The following is a 14777-nucleotide window of genomic DNA, read 5'->3' as shown; positions in this document are numbered from 1 at the left end:
AGGACAGGTCGTGAACTGGGCCGAGGCGGGATTCGAGGTCCTCGGGACCCGGGTCCTGTGGACCGACCTGGTCGGCAACCTGGCCGCGCTGTCCACCGTGCTGCTGGCGATCCGCAAGTCGATCTGGACCTGGCCCGTGCAGTTCACCGGGGCGATCCTGCTGTTCGTCGCCTCGATCAGCGCGCAGATCACCGGCAACGCGCTCAAGCAGGCCATGTTCGCCGGGCTGGCCGTCTACGGCTGGTGGCGCTGGTCGCGCGGCACCCGTGACGGGCAGGACCTGGCCGTGCGTCCCGCGACGGGCCCGGAGCGGCTCGCGCTCACCGGCGTCATGGTGGCCGGAACCGCGCTGGTCGGCGTGCTGTTCTACGTCACCGGCCTGTCCTGGGGGGCGAGCGTCCCGGCGCCGGAGGGCTACCTCCTGGTCGCCGCCGACGCCTACATCTTCGTCGGCAGCGCCGTCGCCACCTGGGCTCAGGGCCGCGCGCTGGTCGACTTCTGGCTGATCTGGGTCGCGGTCGACCTGGTGGGCGTCCCACTGGCGTTCAGCTCCGGGCTGGTCGTCTCGGGAGCCGTCTACGGGGTCTTCTTCGTGCTCGTCCTGATCGGATTCTTCAACTGGCTCAAGGAGTACCGGTCGACGACCGTGCTCACCCCCAAGGAGGCCGTGTGACCACGCCTGACCCGATCAAACTGGACCCGATCGAGCGGGCCGTCGCCGACATCCGCGACGGCAGGGCCATCGTGGTCGTCGACGACGAGAACCGGGAGAACGAGGGCGACATCATCTTCGCCGCGGCCAAGGCCACGCCGGAGCTGCTGGCCTTCACCATCCGGCACACCAGCGGCGTGGTCTGCGTGCCCATGCGCGGCGACGACCTCGACCGGCTCGGACTGCCGCTGATGGTCCACGACAACAAGGAGCGTCTGCGCACCGCGTACACGATCAGCGTGGACGCCCGCGACGGGGTGACGACCGGCATCTCGGCGGCGGACCGGTCCAGGACGATCCGTGCCCTGAGCGACCCGGCGACCGAGCCGTCCGACCTCGTGCGGCCCGGCCACGTGTTCCCGCTGCGCTACCGGGAGGGCGGCGTGCTGGTCAGGCGCGGCCACACCGAGGCGTCCGTGGACCTGGCCGTGATGGCCGGGCTGAGCCCGGCCGCCGTGCTCGCCGAGGTCGTCAACGACGACGGGACCATGATGCGCCTGCCCGAGCTGCGCCGGTTCTGCGACGAGCACGACCTGGCGCTCGTCTCGATCGAGCAGCTCGTGGAGTACCGGCGCCGCACCGAGCGCATGGTGACCCGCGTCGCCGAGACCCGCCTGCCGAACCGGCACGGCATGTGGCGGGCGTACGGCTACGCCAGTGCCCTGGACGGCGGTGAGCACCTGGCGCTCGTCCTCGGCGACATCGAGGACGGGGAGAACATCATGGTGCGGGCGCACTCCGAGTGCCTGACCGGGGACGTGCTCGGGTCGCTGCGGTGCGACTGCGGGGTGCAGCTGGAGTACGCGATGGAGCGCATCGCGGCCGAGGGCCGCGGCGTGGTCGTCTACCTGCGCGGCCACGAGGGACGCGGGATCGGGTTGCTGGCCAAGCTGCGGGCCTACAGCCTGCAGGACCGCGGCAGCGACACCGTCGACGCCAACCTGGAGCTGGGGCTGCCGATCGACGCCCGGGAGTTCTCCAACGCCGGCCAGATCCTCGCCGACCTCGGGGTGAAGTCCGTCCGGCTGCTGACCAACAACCCCGCCAAGATGCGCGGCATGGACGGCTACGGCGTCAAGGTGCTCGGCCGTGAGCCCATGCCCGTCTCGGTGAACCCGCACAACGAGAAGTACCTGTCGGCCAAGCGCGAGCGGCTCGGCCACGACATCCCGGAGCAGAGCGCGTGAGCGACACGAGTGAACGGAGTGAGCTGATCATATGAGCGGTACCGGACGACCGGACGCGACGGCTGTCGAGGCGCGGGGTCTGACCGTCGGCATCGTCGCCGCGCGCTGGCACGAGAAGATCACCGACCAGCTCCTGGCACGGGCCCTGCGGGCCGCAGGCGACAGCGGCGCCACCGCGACCGTGGTCCGGGTGGCCGGATCCCTGGAGATCCCGGTCGTGGCGCAGGCCCTCGCCAGGCGCTGCGACGCGGTCGTCGCGCTCGGCGCGGTGATCCGGGGGGAGACCGCGCACTTCGACTACGTGTGCGACTCGGTCACCTCCGGCCTGACCAGGATCTCCCTCGACGAGGAGGTCCCGGTCGGCAACGGGGTGCTCACCTGTGACTCCCTCGACCAGGCCCTCGACCGGTCGGGCCTGCCCGGCAGCGACGAGGACAAGGGGTACGAGGCCACGGTGGCGGCCCTGGAGACGGCGCTCCTGCTGCGGGAACTGCGCGCCTGAGACCGTGCCGACGCGTGCCCGAGGCCGTGCCGGTGTGCGCCGGTGTGCGCCGGTGCGCACCGTGACCGCGGAGGGGTTCCCCGCCGCACCCGGTGCGTACCGGGACCGGCGGGGACGTGCGGTAGGTTGCCATCGGCACCCTGTCCGGTCCGCAGCCGCCGTGACCGTGGCTTCCCGAAGGATCGTGATCACCAAGTGAGCCCAGAGAGCGTCTCTCCGCCCCCGCTGCCCGTCGTCTGGCGGCCGAGGAACGGGCGGGCCGTCGCGTACGGCTTCGCGGGGGTGATCGTGCTCGGCGCGCTGCTGATGGCGGTCTTCCTGCCGCCGCCGTTCAAGCTGTCCGACCGGGTGGCGATGGTCGCGCTCGGCGGTCTGATCGCCTGGGTGCTGCACCTGCTCGGACGCTGCCGGGTGGAGGCGGACGAGCGGGGTGTCACGGTGGTCAACCCGCTGCGTGTGCACCGCTACGAGTGGCCCGAGGTCATCGACGTCACCCTGGTCGAAGGCGAGCCCTGGGCGAAGATCGACTTCTCCGACGGCGCCACGATCGGCGCCGTGGGCCTGCAGGGCTCGGAGAAGGGCCGCACCGTGCGCCAGGTCCACGAGCTGCGCGCGCTCATCCGGGAGCGCGGCGAGGCCGACGAGACCCGCTGACCCGGCCCGGTCCCCGGGCCCCCGGTTTCTCAGCCTCCCTGGCTTCTCAGCCTCCCCGGCTTCTCAGGTCTCCTCGGCGAAGCGCTCGGCCTGGTCGGTCTCACCCGCCACGAGCAGGGTGTCGCCGCTGCGGATCAGCGTCTCGGAGGTGGCGTAGGTGAACCGGCTGCCGGGCTTCTTGATCCCGACCACGGTGACCCCGTACTCCTTGCGGATGCCCAGCGCACCCAGGGTCTTGCCGTCGGCCCAGCCCGGCGCCTTGGTCTTGATCAGGGCGTAGCCCTCGTCGACCTCCAGGTAGTCGAGCATCCGGCCGGTGACCAGGTGCGCCACCCGCTCGCCCATGTCGTGCTCGGGCTGCACCACGTGGTGGGCGCCGACCCGCTGCAGGATGCGGCTGTGCTGCAGGCTGATCGACTTGGCCCAGATGTCGGGCACCTCCAGGTCGGCCAGGACCGAGGTGGTCAGGATGCTCGCCTCGATGTCGTTGCCGATCCCGACCACGGCCCGGCCGAACTCCGCGACACCGAGCTGGGTCAGGGCCTCCGGGTCGGTGGAGTCGGCGCACACCACATGGGTGAGCTGCCCGGAGAACTGCTGCACGATCCGGGAGTCGCTGTCGACGCCGAGCACCTCGATGTCGCGTCCGACCAGCTCGATCGCCAGCGCTCCGCCGAAGCGGCCCAGACCGATCACCGCGACCGCGTCGGCACGGTACTTGTTGTCAGCCAACGAGGGGACGCTCCTCCGGATAGCGGAATCTACGGGTCTGCGCGTGCAGCGCGAGCGCGGCGCCCAGGGTCACCGGGCCGAGCCTACCGACGAACATCAGCGCGGTCAGAACCAGGTGCCCGGCCGTGCCGACGTCCGCGGTGATCCCGGTCGACAGCCCGACCGTGGCGAAGGCCGAGATCACCTCGAACAGCACGCGGTCGAGCTTGAACGGGGTCACCATCATCATGACGAAGGTGCCCAGCGCGATGAAGGCCACACTCAGCAGGGCGATGGTGAGCGCCTGGCGCTGGAGGTGCTCGGGGATGCGGCGGCGGCCCGCCGAGACGTCCGGCTCACCGCGCAGCTCGGCCATGATCACGAAACCGAGGAGCGCGAACGTCGTCACCTTGATGCCGCCCCCGGTGCTCGCGCTGCCCGCGCCGATGAACATCAGCATGTCGCTGACCAGCCAGGAGTTCTCATTCATCTGGGAGATGTCGACCGAGTTCAGGCCGCCGCTGCGGGTCATCGTGGTGTGGAAGAACCCGGCCATGATCCGCAGCCCGGGGGAGAGCGGCCCCAGGGTACCTGGATTGTTCCACTCGATGCCGGTGATGGCCAGGGTCCCGCCGGCCAGCAGGATGGCGGTCATCCCCAACGTGATCTTCGTGTGCAGGCTCCAGCGCTTCGGACGGCGCCAGTTCTCCCGGAGCACGGCGTAGACGGGGAAGCCCAGCCCTCCGGCGACCACCGCCAGCGCGAGAGGCAGGCAGATCCACGGGTCGGTGACGAACCGCATCAGGCCGTCCGGCCAGAGCGCGAACCCGGCGTTGGTGAAAGCCGAGACGGCGTGGAAGACCCCGTAGTAGAGGGCACGGCCGACCGGCTCGCCGTACCCGGTGACGAAGCGGACGGTGAGCACCGCCGCGGTCAGCGTCTCGGCCACCAGCGCGACCTTGGCGACGCCGGTGATCACCTGGCGCACGTCGCCCGGCCCCAGGGTCTTCGTCTCGGCCTGCGTGTTGAGCCGGGCGCGCAGCCCCAGCTTCCCTGAGACGATCAGCGCGAGGATCGAGGACAGCGTCATGATCCCGAACCCGCCGACCTGCATCAGCACCAGGATCACCAGCTCGCCGAAGACCGACCAGTGACTCGCGGTGTCGTGCACCGCGAGTCCCGTCACGCACACCGCCGACGTCGCGGTGAACAGGGCGGACGTCAACGAGGCCCGTTCGCCCTCGATCGCGATCGGGAGCGACAGCAGCCCCGTCCCGATGAGGACCACCGCCATGAACGCGAACACCACCACTCGCGACGGCGTGTTGATCTGCCCCAGGAGGTTCTTCACAGGGGGTGAGAATACGCGTGCCGGCCCCCGTCTCCCGTATCGTCCAGGTGGTTCCCGTACGCGGCGTTCGGCCGGGTGCCCCGGTACGGTCGCCGGGTCGCGTCGGATCCGCCAGATCCACGGCCGGCAGGTCGCATCGGCTCCGGCGGATCCGCGGTCGTCATGCCGCGGTCAGGCGGGCGGGTGCCCGCCGGGCGTAGCCTGAGATGGTGGTGAGGCGGACAATCGACGCATCCGATGTGGAGTCGCCCGCGCGGCTGGCGGAGCTGCTCGGCGAGCATTCGTACCTGGCCGACGAGGGACTGGCCACCGTGGCCTTCCTCGCGCTGCGGATGGGCCGCCCGTTGCTGCTGGAGGGCGAGGCGGGCGTCGGCAAGACCGAGCTGGCCAGGACCCTGGCCGCGGTGCTGGAGGCCCCGCTGATCCGGTTGCAGTGCTACGAGGGTCTTGACGCGTCCCAGGCGCTCTACGACTGGGACTTCGCCCGCCAGCTCCTGCACCTGAAGGCCGCCGAGGCGGCCGGGATCACCGACGCCGCCCGGTTGGAGGGCGAGGTCTACGACCGCAGGTTCCTGATCGCCAGGCCCCTGCTGAAGGCCATCGAGACACAGCCCGCCGTGCTGCTCATCGACGAGGTCGACCGGGCCGACGTGGAGTTCGAGGCGATCCTGCTGGAGGTGCTCTCGGACTTCGCGGTCTCCGTCCCCGAGCTCGGCACGATCCGGGCCGCCCGGCCGCCGGTGGTCGTGCTGACCTCCAACCGCACCCGTGAGGTGCACGACGCGCTGAAGAGGCGGTGCCTCTACCACTGGCTGGAGCATCCCTCCTTCGAGCGGGAGGTGGCGATCCTGCGCCGGCGCCTCCCCGAGTGCTCCCGGATCCTGGCCGAGCAGGTGGCCGGGGCGGCCGGGCGGTTGCGCGAGGCCGACCTGATCAAACCGCCCGGAGTCGCGGAGACCCTCGACTGGACCGAGGCGCTGCTGGCCCTCGGCGCGCGTGAGCTCAACCCCGACGTCGCCGCCGCCACGCTCGGTGCCCTGCTCAAGCACCGCGAGGACCACGAGACGGTCGCCGGGAACGGGTTCTTCGGTGGCCGCCGCGGCTGACGGCCCCCCGGACGGGGGAGTGCCGGACGAGGCGTCCCGCACGGGACGGGCCCCGGGCGGGGAGTCCCGCCGGGAACGGGCCCCCGGCGAGGCGTCCCGGCGCGCGCGGGCCCCGGACCGGGTGCCTTCCGGTGCCGGGCCGGGGGACCTGGTCGCCGTCATGACCGGGTTCGCCAGGACCCTGCGCGCCGCCGGGGTCCCCGCCGACCACGAGCGGACCCAGAGCATGCTGCGCGCTCTCGCCCACCTCGACGCCTCCCGTCCCGGCGACGTCTACTGGGCCGGGAGGTTCACCCTGTGCGCCTCGGCCGACGACCTGCCCCGCTACGACCGGGTCTTCCGCGCCTACTTCGGCGGCCTGCGCGCCGGCCGGACGACGCCCCCGGCGATCACCGTCACCCGGCACACCACCGTCCTGTCCGGTGCCCCGGGCGGCGGCGACGAGGCCCCGGCGCTCGCGGCGACCGCGAGCGCGGTGGAGGTGCTGCGCACCCGGGACGTGGCCGCGATGACCGCGCCGGAGCTGGCCGAGGCGCACCGGCTGCTCGCCCTGATGCGCGTGGGACGGCGGCAGCGCAGGTCGCGGCGGTTCCGGGCCGCGCGCCGGGGGCGGCTGGACGGCCGGGCGACGATCCGCGAGACCCTGCGCAGGGGCGGGGAGACCGCCGGGCTCCGCTACCGCGCGCACCGCACCAGGCCGCGCCGGGTGGTCCTGCTCGTCGACGTCAGCGGCTCCATGAGCCCCTACGCGGACACGCTGCTCCGCCTCGCCCACGCGCTGGTGCGCTCCGAGCCCCGCGCCACCGAGGTGTTCAGCGCCGGCACCCGGCTCACCCGGATCACCGCCGAGCTGCGCCACCGCGACCCGTCCACCGCGATGAGCGCCGTCTTCCGGGCCATCCCCGACTGGAGCGGCGGCACCCGGCTGGGCGAGGAGCTCAGACGGTTCCTGGCGCGCGGCGACGCGGGCGGCGCGATCGTGGTGATCGCCTCCGACGGCTGGGAACGGGGCGACGCCTCGCTGCTGGGTGCGCAGATGGCCCGGCTGTCGCGCACGGCCCACCGGGTGATCTGGGTGAACCCGCACAAGGGGCAGCAGGGCTACCAGCCGCTCACCGCCGGCATGCGCGCGGCCCTGCCGTACGTCGACGACTTCGTGGCCGGGCACAGCCTGGCCGCGTTCGAGGAACTGGCCGGGCTGCTGGGAGGCGGTAATGCGTGACGTGCTGTCGCAGATCATGCGGTGGTGGGAGGCGGGGGAGACCTTCGGCCTGGCCACCGTGGTCGGCACCTTCCGCAGCGCTCCCCGCCCGCCCGGGGCGTCCATGGCGGTGCTCGGCGAGGAGGCCGAGGGAAGCGTCTCGGGCGGCTGCGTCGAGGGCGCCGTCTACGAGCTGGCCCGCGAGGTCGTCGCCTCGGGCACACCCGTCCTGCAACGGTACGGGGTGAGCGACGACGACGCCCTCTCCGTCGGGCTGACCTGCGGAGGCATCCTGGACGTCTTCGTCGAGCCGGTCTCCAGGAAGACCTTCCCGCAGCTGGGGGCGGTCGCCGCCGCGGTGGCGGAGCACGAGCCGGTGGCGGTGGCGACCGTGCTGTCCGGACCGGGCGTGGTGGGCGCCCGCCGGGTGGTCTGGCCGGACCGCTCCGCGGGCTCGCTCGGCGTGGCCCGGCTGGACGAGGCCGTCGACGACGACGTCCGGGGCATGCTCGCCCAGGGGCTCACCGGGATCCGCAGGTACGGAGCGCGGGGTGAGCGGCGCCTCGACGAGCTGGCGGTCTTCGTCCACTCCTTCGCACCGCCGCCCCGGATGCTGGTCTTCGGCGCGATCGACTTCGCCGCCGCGGTGGCCAGGATCGGCAAGTTCCTCGGCTACCACGTGGTCGTCTGCGACGCCCGGCCGGTGTTCGCCACGGCCAAGCGCTTCCCCGAGGCCGACGAGGTGGTCGTCAGGTGGCCGCACGACTACCTCACCTCGGTCGCGGTGGACGAGCGGACCGTGATCTGCGTACTCACCCACGACCCCAAGTTCGACGTCCCCCTGCTCGAGGTGGCCCTGCGCACCCCAGCGGGCTACGTCGGCGCGATGGGCTCACGCCGCACCCACGAGGACCGGCTGGCCCGGCTCGCGCGGGCGGGGCTGGCGGAGGCCGAGCTGAAGAGGCTGCGCTCCCCGATCGGCCTCGATCTGGGAGCGCGGACGCCCGAGGAGACGGCGGTCTCCATCGCCGCCGAGCTGATCCAGCTGCGCTGGGGCGGTTCGGGACGGCCGCTCAGTGACGTCCCCGGCCGGATCCACGGGGAGGGGCGGGCTCCGTGACCGCGGGCGACGACGCCGGGGCGGTCCGGGAGGAGGCCGTCGCACCGGCCACGTCCGGACTGCTGCTGGCCGCCGGATCCGGCTCCCGGCTCGGCACCCCCAAGGCGCTGGTGGACTTCCACGGCGAGCGGCTGGTCGACCGGGGGGTCCGGGTGCTTCGCGCGGGCGGCTGCCGGCCGGTGGTCGTGGTGCTGGGTGCGGCCGTCGCCCCGGTGCCGGGGGCGGTGACCGTGCGCAACCCGGAGTGGGCCTCCGGGATGGGGTCCTCGCTCCGGGCCGGCCTGGAGGCGCTCCCCGCCGCCGCCGAGTACGTGGTGATCGCCCTGGTGGACCAGCCGCTCGTCGGGCCGGAGGCGGTGCGGCGCCTCATCCGGGCGGCGGGGGAGGGCGCCTCGGTCGCCGTCGCCACCTACGGCGGACGACGGCGCAACCCGGTGCTGATCGCCAGGGAGCACTTCGCGGAGGTCGCCCGCCTGGCGGCCGGCGACACGGGCGCCCGGCCGTTCCTGAGGGCGAACCCCGGGCTGGTCGTCCCGGTGCCCTGCGACGACGCCGGCGATCCGGCCGACATCGACACCCCGGCCGACCTGGCCGCGCTGCGGGCGCCGGCCGAGGCGCCTGCGGCGCGGGCGCCTCGGCCTCCGCCCGCCTGAACGACCGGCGCGGCGCTCGCGGACCCGCCCGCCCGAACGGCCGCCGAGGGGCGGGCCAGGTGCGGGCCGCGCGGGGCCGCTGGCGCGGCGAGGCGATCCGCATGGGGTCAGAAGCGCAGCGAGGCGACGGCGGCCCGGTGGTCGCTGCCCGGGGCGTACTCCACACCGGCGCTGGTGGCGGTCAGACCGCGGTAGAGGATGTGGTCGGGCCGGGTGACCGGGAAGGACGACGGCCAGGTGAAGCCGAACCCGCTGCCGGCCTCCTGCTGGGCGTCCGACAACGGCGGCACCAGGTCGGAGCGCTTGCGGTCGGTGGTGGCGGTGTTGAGGTCGCCGAGCAGCAGCAGCCGCTCGCTGTCGTCCCCGTTGACCATGTCGCGCGCGTGCGCGAGGGTCTCGTCCCGCTGCGCGGTCTGGCCGGGCCGGGCGGAGGCGAGGTGCATGACGTAGACGGTGAGGTTCCCCTTGGGGGTCCTGACCACCGCCCGCAGCGCCCGCGCCCAGTCGAGGCCGATGTCGACCTTGCGTGACTCGACGATCGGGAACCGGCTCCACAGCCCGACCGTGGCGATCCGGTAACGGTGCGGGAAGCGCTCGTTGAGGACCACCGCCGCCGGGCCGCCCGGGGTCAGCTCCTGGACCGCGACGAGGTCGCGGCCCGCGGCGACGATCCGCGCGGCCTCCGCCGACTCGGCGTTGGTCGCACCCACGTTCAGCGTGGCCACCGACACGTCGCTCGGCCCGCCGGGCGGGGTGCGCAGCAGCGCCGGGCCGAACATGACGCCCCACACGGTCGCCGGGAGCAACACCGCGAGGATCACCTGCCACGAACGGGTCGCCAGGGCGGCGACCAGCAGGATCGGCACCGCGACGCCCAGCCAGGGCAGCAGGCTCTCCAGCACGGGGGTGAAACCGCCGAGTTCGGGGAGGAGCCGATGCCCTCCGAGCGTCAGGGCCACCATTCCCGCCACGACGACGATCGATCGCCTCAGCTCGTCCTCCTCGTCCGCCCCTGCCGGGGTTTCAGGCCCCGGCCCCGTAGGCTACCGGCCCCGCGGCGGTGGCGCGGGGTTGGTGGTTCAGTGGTGAGTCGATACCCTTTGCCCTCAGAACAGTGGAATAAAATTCGGTTTCGTCGGTGTGCGCGGAAGGACGGTCCCACCATGCGTATCGGTATGGCCCTGAACTACTCGGGGGGCTTCAAGGAGACGGTGGCCGAGCTGGCCGACTACGAGAAGGCCGGTCTCGACATCGTCTTCGTCGCCGAGGCGTACACTTTCGACGCGGTCAGCCAGCTGGGCTACATCGCGGCGAGGACCGAGCGGCTGCAGATCGCCTCCGGCATCCTGCCGATCTACTCCCGCACCCCCGCGCTGCTCGCGATGACGGCCGCGGGCCTCGACTACGTCTCCGACGGCCGTTTCACCCTGGGCCTGGGCGCCTCGGGACCTCAGGTCATCGAGGGCTTCCACGGCGTGCCGTACACCGCGCCGCTCGGCCGCACCCGCGAGGTCGTGGAGATCTGCCGCCGGGTCTGGAGACGCGAGCGCCTGACCTACGAGGGCCGGCACTACACCGTCCCGCTCCCGGCGGACCAGGGCACCGGTCTCGGCAAGCCCCTGAAGCTCGTCAACCACCCGGTCCGCGACCGCATCCCCATCGTGATCGCCGCCATCGGCCCGAAGAACGTCGAGCTCGCCGCCGAGCTGGCCGAGGGCTGGGAGCCGATCTTCTACCTTCCGGAGAAGGCCGCCGACGTGTGGGGGGCGTCCCTCGCGGCGGGCCGGGCCAGGCGCGAGGAGTCCCTGGGCGAGCTGGACGTGATCGCCCAGGCGACGCTGGCCATCGGCGACGACGTGTCCGGCTGGCTGGAGCTGGGCCGCCCGATGGCCGCCCTCTACATCGGCGGGATGGGTGCCCGGGGCAAGAACTTCTACAACGACCTCGCCCGCCGCTACGGCTACGAGAAGGAGGCGGAGCTGATCCAGAACCTCTACCTCGACGGCAAGAAGGACGAGGCCGCCGCGCACGTCCCGCACGAGCTGCTGCAGGGCATGTCGCTGGTCGGCTCCGAGGGGCACGTCCGCGAGCGCCTGCAGGCCATGAGGGAGTCGGGGGTCACCACGATCAACGTCACCCCGCTGGCCCGCACGCACCAGGAGCGGATCCGGCTCATCGAGCGGGTCAGGGAACTCGCCTCCTGACCCGCCGCTAGGCGCCTCCCGCGCCCCGCCCGGGACGCGGGAGGCGGGAAGCGGGTCAGTCCCGCGACATCAGGGTGAGCGCGTAGAGCGCGATCGCTGCGAAGTCGTCGGCCGGCTCGGACGCCTGCCAGGAGCGGACGTCGTCGACGTAACGGGAGCCGCGGCCGGTGAACTGCTCGTAGCGGTCCACGCCGTCGCCGGGGCAGAGCTTCATCTCCGCGAAGTGCCCGCCCAGGCCGTCCTTGAACAGGTCCGCGTTGTTGGGGCCGTTCACGACCGCGCCGGTGGCGGCGGGGCGGCGGCCGTCGGTCCGGCCGTTGAGGTTGGCGATCTGGTGGTGCGGGCAGCGCGCGGAGTTCTCACCCGCGCCGACCATGAACGACACCCCCCAGGCGTTGGCGCCGAAGACCCAGTTGCGCTGCCGGGTGCCGAAGGCGTCGTAGGAGCGGTCGCCGCTCACCGAGCGGTACAGCCGGGAGGTGGCGGCCAGCCCGAAGGCGTGCGGCACCGCGTCGAAGCCGTCGTAGACGGCCCCGGCCCGGAACGGGTCCGCCGCGGCGCGCCGGGCTCCGATCTCCAGCTGCGCCTTCAGGTCGCCGAGCAGGCGCGCCTCGTCCACCGCCAGTCCGGTGGCCCGGCTCGCCCGCAGCGCGCGGACCAGGTCGGCGTGGCCGAGGGCACTGACGTCGTAGAGGTTCAGCGTGTCGGACCCGGTGTCGTGCTCCAGGTACTGGCCGGCCCAGTGCGCGGCCTGCCTGAGCCACTCGCCGGCCCTGGGATCGCCGAGGCGCTGCGCGGCCAGGGCCAGCTCGGCTCCGCCGAGCTCCATGTCGTCGCGCCACACGCTCTCGGGATAGAAGGCCCATGGCAGCGAGGTCGTCAGCCGGTCCACGTTCTCGGTCTTCGCCAGCGCGTAGACCGAGGCGGCCTGCTCCAGCAGCCGCCGGGCCCGGGAGCGGTCGGGCTCGACCTGGGCGGCCAGGGCGAAGGCGGCGGCCGTGCGGCCCGCGAGATTCGGGCTGATCGGCTCTCCCGGCGGGGCCGCGCGGAAGACCGGACGGTTGCGGATGAACCGGTGCCCCTCCTGCGTGTCGTGATCGTCGGCCTCGGGCAGCCGCCAGACGTCGTGGTCACCGGCGAAGGTGCCCTCCACGTTGCCCGCGCCGATGCCCACCTGGATGTAGAGGGTCTTGGACTTCTCGTCCCACATCTTGTCCAGCCACTTCAGGCCGTGCGCGGCCTCGGCGCGCAGGCGGGGGTCGGTCAGGCGGCCCCCGTCCCGCTCGGCGGCCCACAGCAGCGTGTCGACGTAGGCGAGGATGTGGGTGAACTTGAGGTAGTCGCCCGCGTCGAACCAGCCGCCCTCGGCGTCGACGGTTCCGCCCAGTGGGATGAGCTCCCCCTTGATCTGGTCGGTGTCGGGGCCGTTGAAGGCAGGCCACTCGTAGACCGCGGCGGTCCGGTCGTTGAGGTGGCTGGGCTTGCGCCGCAGCTCCCCGGGGACGACGTCGGCGCCGTCGCGCTGGGAGCCGAAGAAGGTGACGACCTTGGCCGCGGGCAGCGCGAACCCCGCGGCGGGTGCGACGCGGAAGGCGGGCGAGATGGAGGAGGCCGTTTTGATCCGGTAGGTGCCCGGGGTGCGCAGCCCGCTGACGTCAAGCGAGTAGACGTGCCCGTACTGGGCGTTCCAGGAGCCGAGGTCCGCGCCGGCCCGGCCGCGCAGCACCCTCCTGCCCCACTGGTCGACCACGGTGAACGGGGTGCCGGCCGCCGGGCCGGTGGTCATCAGGTAGGCCGTCTTCGACTCACCGGGGGAGAAACCGACCTGGTCGACCCGGATCAACGGGGCCGGGGTCTCCGCCAGGGCGGGGCTCGCGGACACAACGAGGGTCAAGAGGGCTAGGGCGGCGGGGACACGTCGCATCGGCGCTCCAGGGGGGATAAGTTAGGAAACCTTCCTAACCTCTCCGGCACGCTAGTCATCCCTCACAGGTCCGGTCAATACCGCGCTCGCGCCTCCGGCACGCCCCTCGCGGCGGCGGTCCGGTCATGGAGGCGGGGACACGGCGACGGGGACACGGCGACGCGGTACGGGGACGGGGGCGAACGGGGTCTCCGGGGGAAGGCGCGGACCCGGGCCCCCGCTCCCGCCGCGGCAGCCGGAGCGTGACCGCGGGCACGCTAGACTTGAGGATCGAGTTCCGGTCACCGTCGCGCCCGGGGGGCACCCGCTGGGCAGGGGCGGCGTCCGCACCGAGGGCACGCCCGTGGGGCGTGATGACGGGCCGGGGCTTCTCACACGGACGACCAAGGAGCTGCTCGTCCTTTAAGAGCGGCCGTACGCAGGAGAGACTAGTGGCGACGACGAACGACCTCAAGAACGGTCTGGTGCTCAAGCTCGACGGCGGTGAGCTCTGGACCGTTGTGGAGTTCCAGCACGTCAAGCCCGGCAAGGGCGGTGCGTTCGTCCGCACCAAGTTGAAGAACGTCACCTCGGGCAAGGTCGTCGACAAGACCTTCAACGCGGGCGTGAAGGTCGAGGTGGCCAACGTCGACAAGCGGGAGATGCAGTTCTCCTACATGGACGGCGACGACTTCGTCTTCATGGACACCGAGACCTACGACATGATCCACGTCTCCCGGGTCGCGGTCGGCGCCGCCGCCAACTACCTCCTAGAGAACATGCTGGCCACGATCGCGATCAACGAGGGCAACGTCCTCTACGTCGACCTGCCCGCGGCCGTCGAGCTGCTCATCGCCGAGACCGAGCCGGGCCTGCAGGGCGACCGCTCCACCGGCGGCACCAAGCCCGCCACGCTGGAGACCGGCGCCGAGATCAAGGTCCCGCTGTTCATCACCACCGGCGAGAAGGTCAAGGTCGACACCCGCACCGGCGATTACCTCGGCCGCGCCTGATGTCGGCACGGGGTAAGGCGCGCAGGCGCGCGCTGGACATCCTCTTCGAGGCCGAGGCGCGCAGCGAAGACCCGCTCAGGATCCTCGCCGAGCGCCTGGAGCGGGCCGAGCCGCCGGTGAACGAGTACACCGCCACGATCGTCGAGGGCGTGTGCCGGCACCGGTCGCGCATCGACGAGCTGATCACCACCTACGCCGAGGGCTGGACCCTCGACCGCATGCCGGCCGTCGACCGCAACCTGTTGCGCGGCGGCACCTACGAGCTGCTGTGGATGCCGGACGTCCCCGAGGGCGTCGTCATCAGCGAGTGGGTCGGCCTGGCGTCGGAGCTGTCGACCGACGAGTCGCCGCAGTTCGTCAACGGCCTGATGGCCCGCTTCAAGCAGCTGAAGCCGTCCCTGACGCTCTGACGCCCTCCCCGCGGGGAGCCGGGCACCTCCGGCCCCCCGCAGCCACGTTC

The 14777-nt window shown here is 72.6% G+C and carries 15 protein-coding genes; 11 read left to right on the top strand and 4 right to left on the bottom strand.

The window, feature by feature from the left end; all coding sequences use genetic code 11:
* Positions 1 to 10: 10 nt before the first annotated feature.
* From F4562_RS06910 to F4562_RS06895, 4 genes are all read left to right on the top strand, one after another.
* A complete protein-coding gene (locus tag F4562_RS06910; protein WP_184543709.1) occupies positions 11 to 673 on the top strand; it encodes a nicotinamide mononucleotide transporter family protein in 663 nt (220 codons plus the stop codon).
* Positions 670 to 1899 (top strand): bifunctional 3,4-dihydroxy-2-butanone-4-phosphate synthase/GTP cyclohydrolase II, encoded by a 1230-nt coding sequence (locus F4562_RS06905; RefSeq protein ID WP_311734095.1) that lies wholly within the window; start codon positions 670 to 672, stop codon positions 1897 to 1899. The genes F4562_RS06910 and F4562_RS06905 overlap by 4 nt, the downstream gene beginning before the upstream one ends.
* A gap of 31 nt (positions 1900 to 1930) precedes the next feature.
* Positions 1931 to 2401: a 6,7-dimethyl-8-ribityllumazine synthase gene (ribH, locus tag F4562_RS06900; RefSeq protein ID WP_184543711.1), complete on the top strand. Its 471-nt coding sequence runs from the start codon at positions 1931 to 1933 to the stop codon at positions 2399 to 2401.
* Between the two features lie 195 nt (positions 2402 to 2596).
* Entirely contained in the window at positions 2597 to 3055 is a 459-nt protein-coding gene (locus tag F4562_RS06895; protein ID WP_184543713.1) for a PH domain-containing protein, read from the top strand.
* A gap of 63 nt (positions 3056 to 3118) precedes the next feature.
* On the opposite strand, the gene F4562_RS06890 is transcribed toward F4562_RS06895, so the two are convergent.
* Together F4562_RS06890 and F4562_RS06885 are read right to left on the bottom strand one after the other, a co-directional pair.
* Positions 3119 to 3787: a potassium channel family protein gene (locus F4562_RS06890; protein WP_184543715.1), complete on the bottom strand. Its 669-nt coding sequence runs from the start codon at positions 3785 to 3787 to the stop codon at positions 3119 to 3121.
* Positions 3780 to 5117: a TrkH family potassium uptake protein gene (locus F4562_RS06885; RefSeq protein WP_184543717.1), complete on the bottom strand. Its 1338-nt coding sequence runs from the start codon at positions 5115 to 5117 to the stop codon at positions 3780 to 3782. Before F4562_RS06885 ends, F4562_RS06890 begins: the two co-directional genes overlap by 8 nt.
* A 209-nt stretch (positions 5118 to 5326) precedes the next feature.
* Between F4562_RS06885 and F4562_RS06880 the strand changes: the two genes are divergently transcribed.
* Genes F4562_RS06880 through F4562_RS06865 form a run of 4 tightly spaced genes read left to right on the top strand, consistent with a single transcriptional unit; the run spans position 5327 to position 9197 of the window.
* Positions 5327 to 6223 carry an AAA family ATPase gene (locus tag F4562_RS06880; RefSeq protein WP_312872083.1) on the top strand — a complete coding sequence of 299 codons (897 nt, stop codon included), beginning with the start codon at positions 5327 to 5329 and terminating at the stop codon, positions 6221 to 6223.
* Positions 6207 to 7445 carry a vWA domain-containing protein gene (locus F4562_RS06875; protein WP_311734096.1) on the top strand — a complete coding sequence of 413 codons (1239 nt, stop codon included), beginning with the start codon at positions 6207 to 6209 and terminating at the stop codon, positions 7443 to 7445. The genes F4562_RS06880 and F4562_RS06875 overlap by 17 nt, the downstream gene beginning before the upstream one ends.
* The gene (locus F4562_RS06870) at positions 7438 to 8544 is read left to right on the top strand and encodes an XdhC family protein (protein WP_184543721.1); all 1107 of its coding nucleotides are present in this window, start codon (positions 7438 to 7440) and stop codon (positions 8542 to 8544) included. Before F4562_RS06875 ends, F4562_RS06870 begins: the two co-directional genes overlap by 8 nt.
* The gene (locus tag F4562_RS06865; RefSeq protein ID WP_184543722.1) at positions 8541 to 9197 is read left to right on the top strand and encodes a nucleotidyltransferase family protein; all 657 of its coding nucleotides are present in this window, start codon (positions 8541 to 8543) and stop codon (positions 9195 to 9197) included. Before F4562_RS06870 ends, F4562_RS06865 begins: the two co-directional genes overlap by 4 nt.
* A 107-nt stretch (positions 9198 to 9304) precedes the next feature.
* Here the strand turns inward: F4562_RS06865 and F4562_RS06860 are convergent, their stop codons facing one another.
* Positions 9305 to 10159 (bottom strand): endonuclease/exonuclease/phosphatase family protein, encoded by an 855-nt coding sequence (locus F4562_RS06860; RefSeq protein ID WP_184544105.1) that lies wholly within the window; start codon positions 10157 to 10159, stop codon positions 9305 to 9307.
* A 201-nt stretch (positions 10160 to 10360) separates the two neighbouring features.
* Here F4562_RS06860 and F4562_RS06855 point away from each other — a divergent pair, with 201 nt between their 5' ends.
* Positions 10361 to 11401 (top strand): LLM class F420-dependent oxidoreductase, encoded by a 1041-nt coding sequence (locus F4562_RS06855; protein ID WP_184543723.1) that lies wholly within the window; start codon positions 10361 to 10363, stop codon positions 11399 to 11401.
* A 55-nt stretch (positions 11402 to 11456) separates the two neighbouring features.
* Here F4562_RS06855 and F4562_RS06850 read toward each other — a convergent pair whose 3' ends face one another.
* Complete coding sequence (locus F4562_RS06850; protein ID WP_246473375.1) at positions 11457 to 13295, bottom strand: glycoside hydrolase family 9 protein; 1839 nt, start codon at positions 13293 to 13295, stop codon at positions 11457 to 11459.
* Between the two features lie 461 nt (positions 13296 to 13756).
* Here F4562_RS06850 and efp point away from each other — a divergent pair, with 461 nt between their 5' ends.
* Positions 13757 to 14317 (top strand): elongation factor P, encoded by a 561-nt coding sequence (gene efp, locus F4562_RS06845; RefSeq protein ID WP_184543725.1) that lies wholly within the window; start codon positions 13757 to 13759, stop codon positions 14315 to 14317.
* Positions 14317 to 14727, top strand: a complete 411-nt coding sequence (nusB, locus tag F4562_RS06840; protein ID WP_184543726.1) for a transcription antitermination factor NusB — start codon at positions 14317 to 14319, stop codon at positions 14725 to 14727. The genes efp and nusB overlap by 1 nt, the downstream gene beginning before the upstream one ends.
* Positions 14728 to 14777: the final 50 nt, after the last annotated feature.

The sequence above is a fragment of the Streptosporangium becharense genome, assembly GCF_014204985.1.
Taxonomy (GTDB): Bacteria; Actinomycetota; Actinomycetes; order Streptosporangiales; family Streptosporangiaceae; genus Streptosporangium; species Streptosporangium becharense.
The sequence above is the reverse complement of the archived record's forward strand: the minus strand, read 5'-3'. Positions and strand labels throughout refer to the sequence as shown.

Coding starts and splice junctions, on each gene's coding strand:
- F4562_RS06855 (WP_184543723.1), top strand. CDS start 10,361: ATGCGTATCGGTATGGCCCTGAACTACTCGGGGGGCTTCAAGGAGACG.
- ribH (WP_184543711.1), top strand. CDS start 1,931: ATGAGCGGTACCGGACGACCGGACGCGACGGCTGTCGAGGCGCGGGGT.
- F4562_RS06860 (WP_184544105.1), bottom strand. CDS start 10,159: ATGGTGGCCCTGACGCTCGGAGGGCATCGGCTCCTCCCCGAACTCGGC.
- nusB (WP_184543726.1), top strand. CDS start 14,317: ATGTCGGCACGGGGTAAGGCGCGCAGGCGCGCGCTGGACATCCTCTTC.
- F4562_RS06870 (WP_184543721.1), top strand. CDS start 7,438: ATGCGTGACGTGCTGTCGCAGATCATGCGGTGGTGGGAGGCGGGGGAG.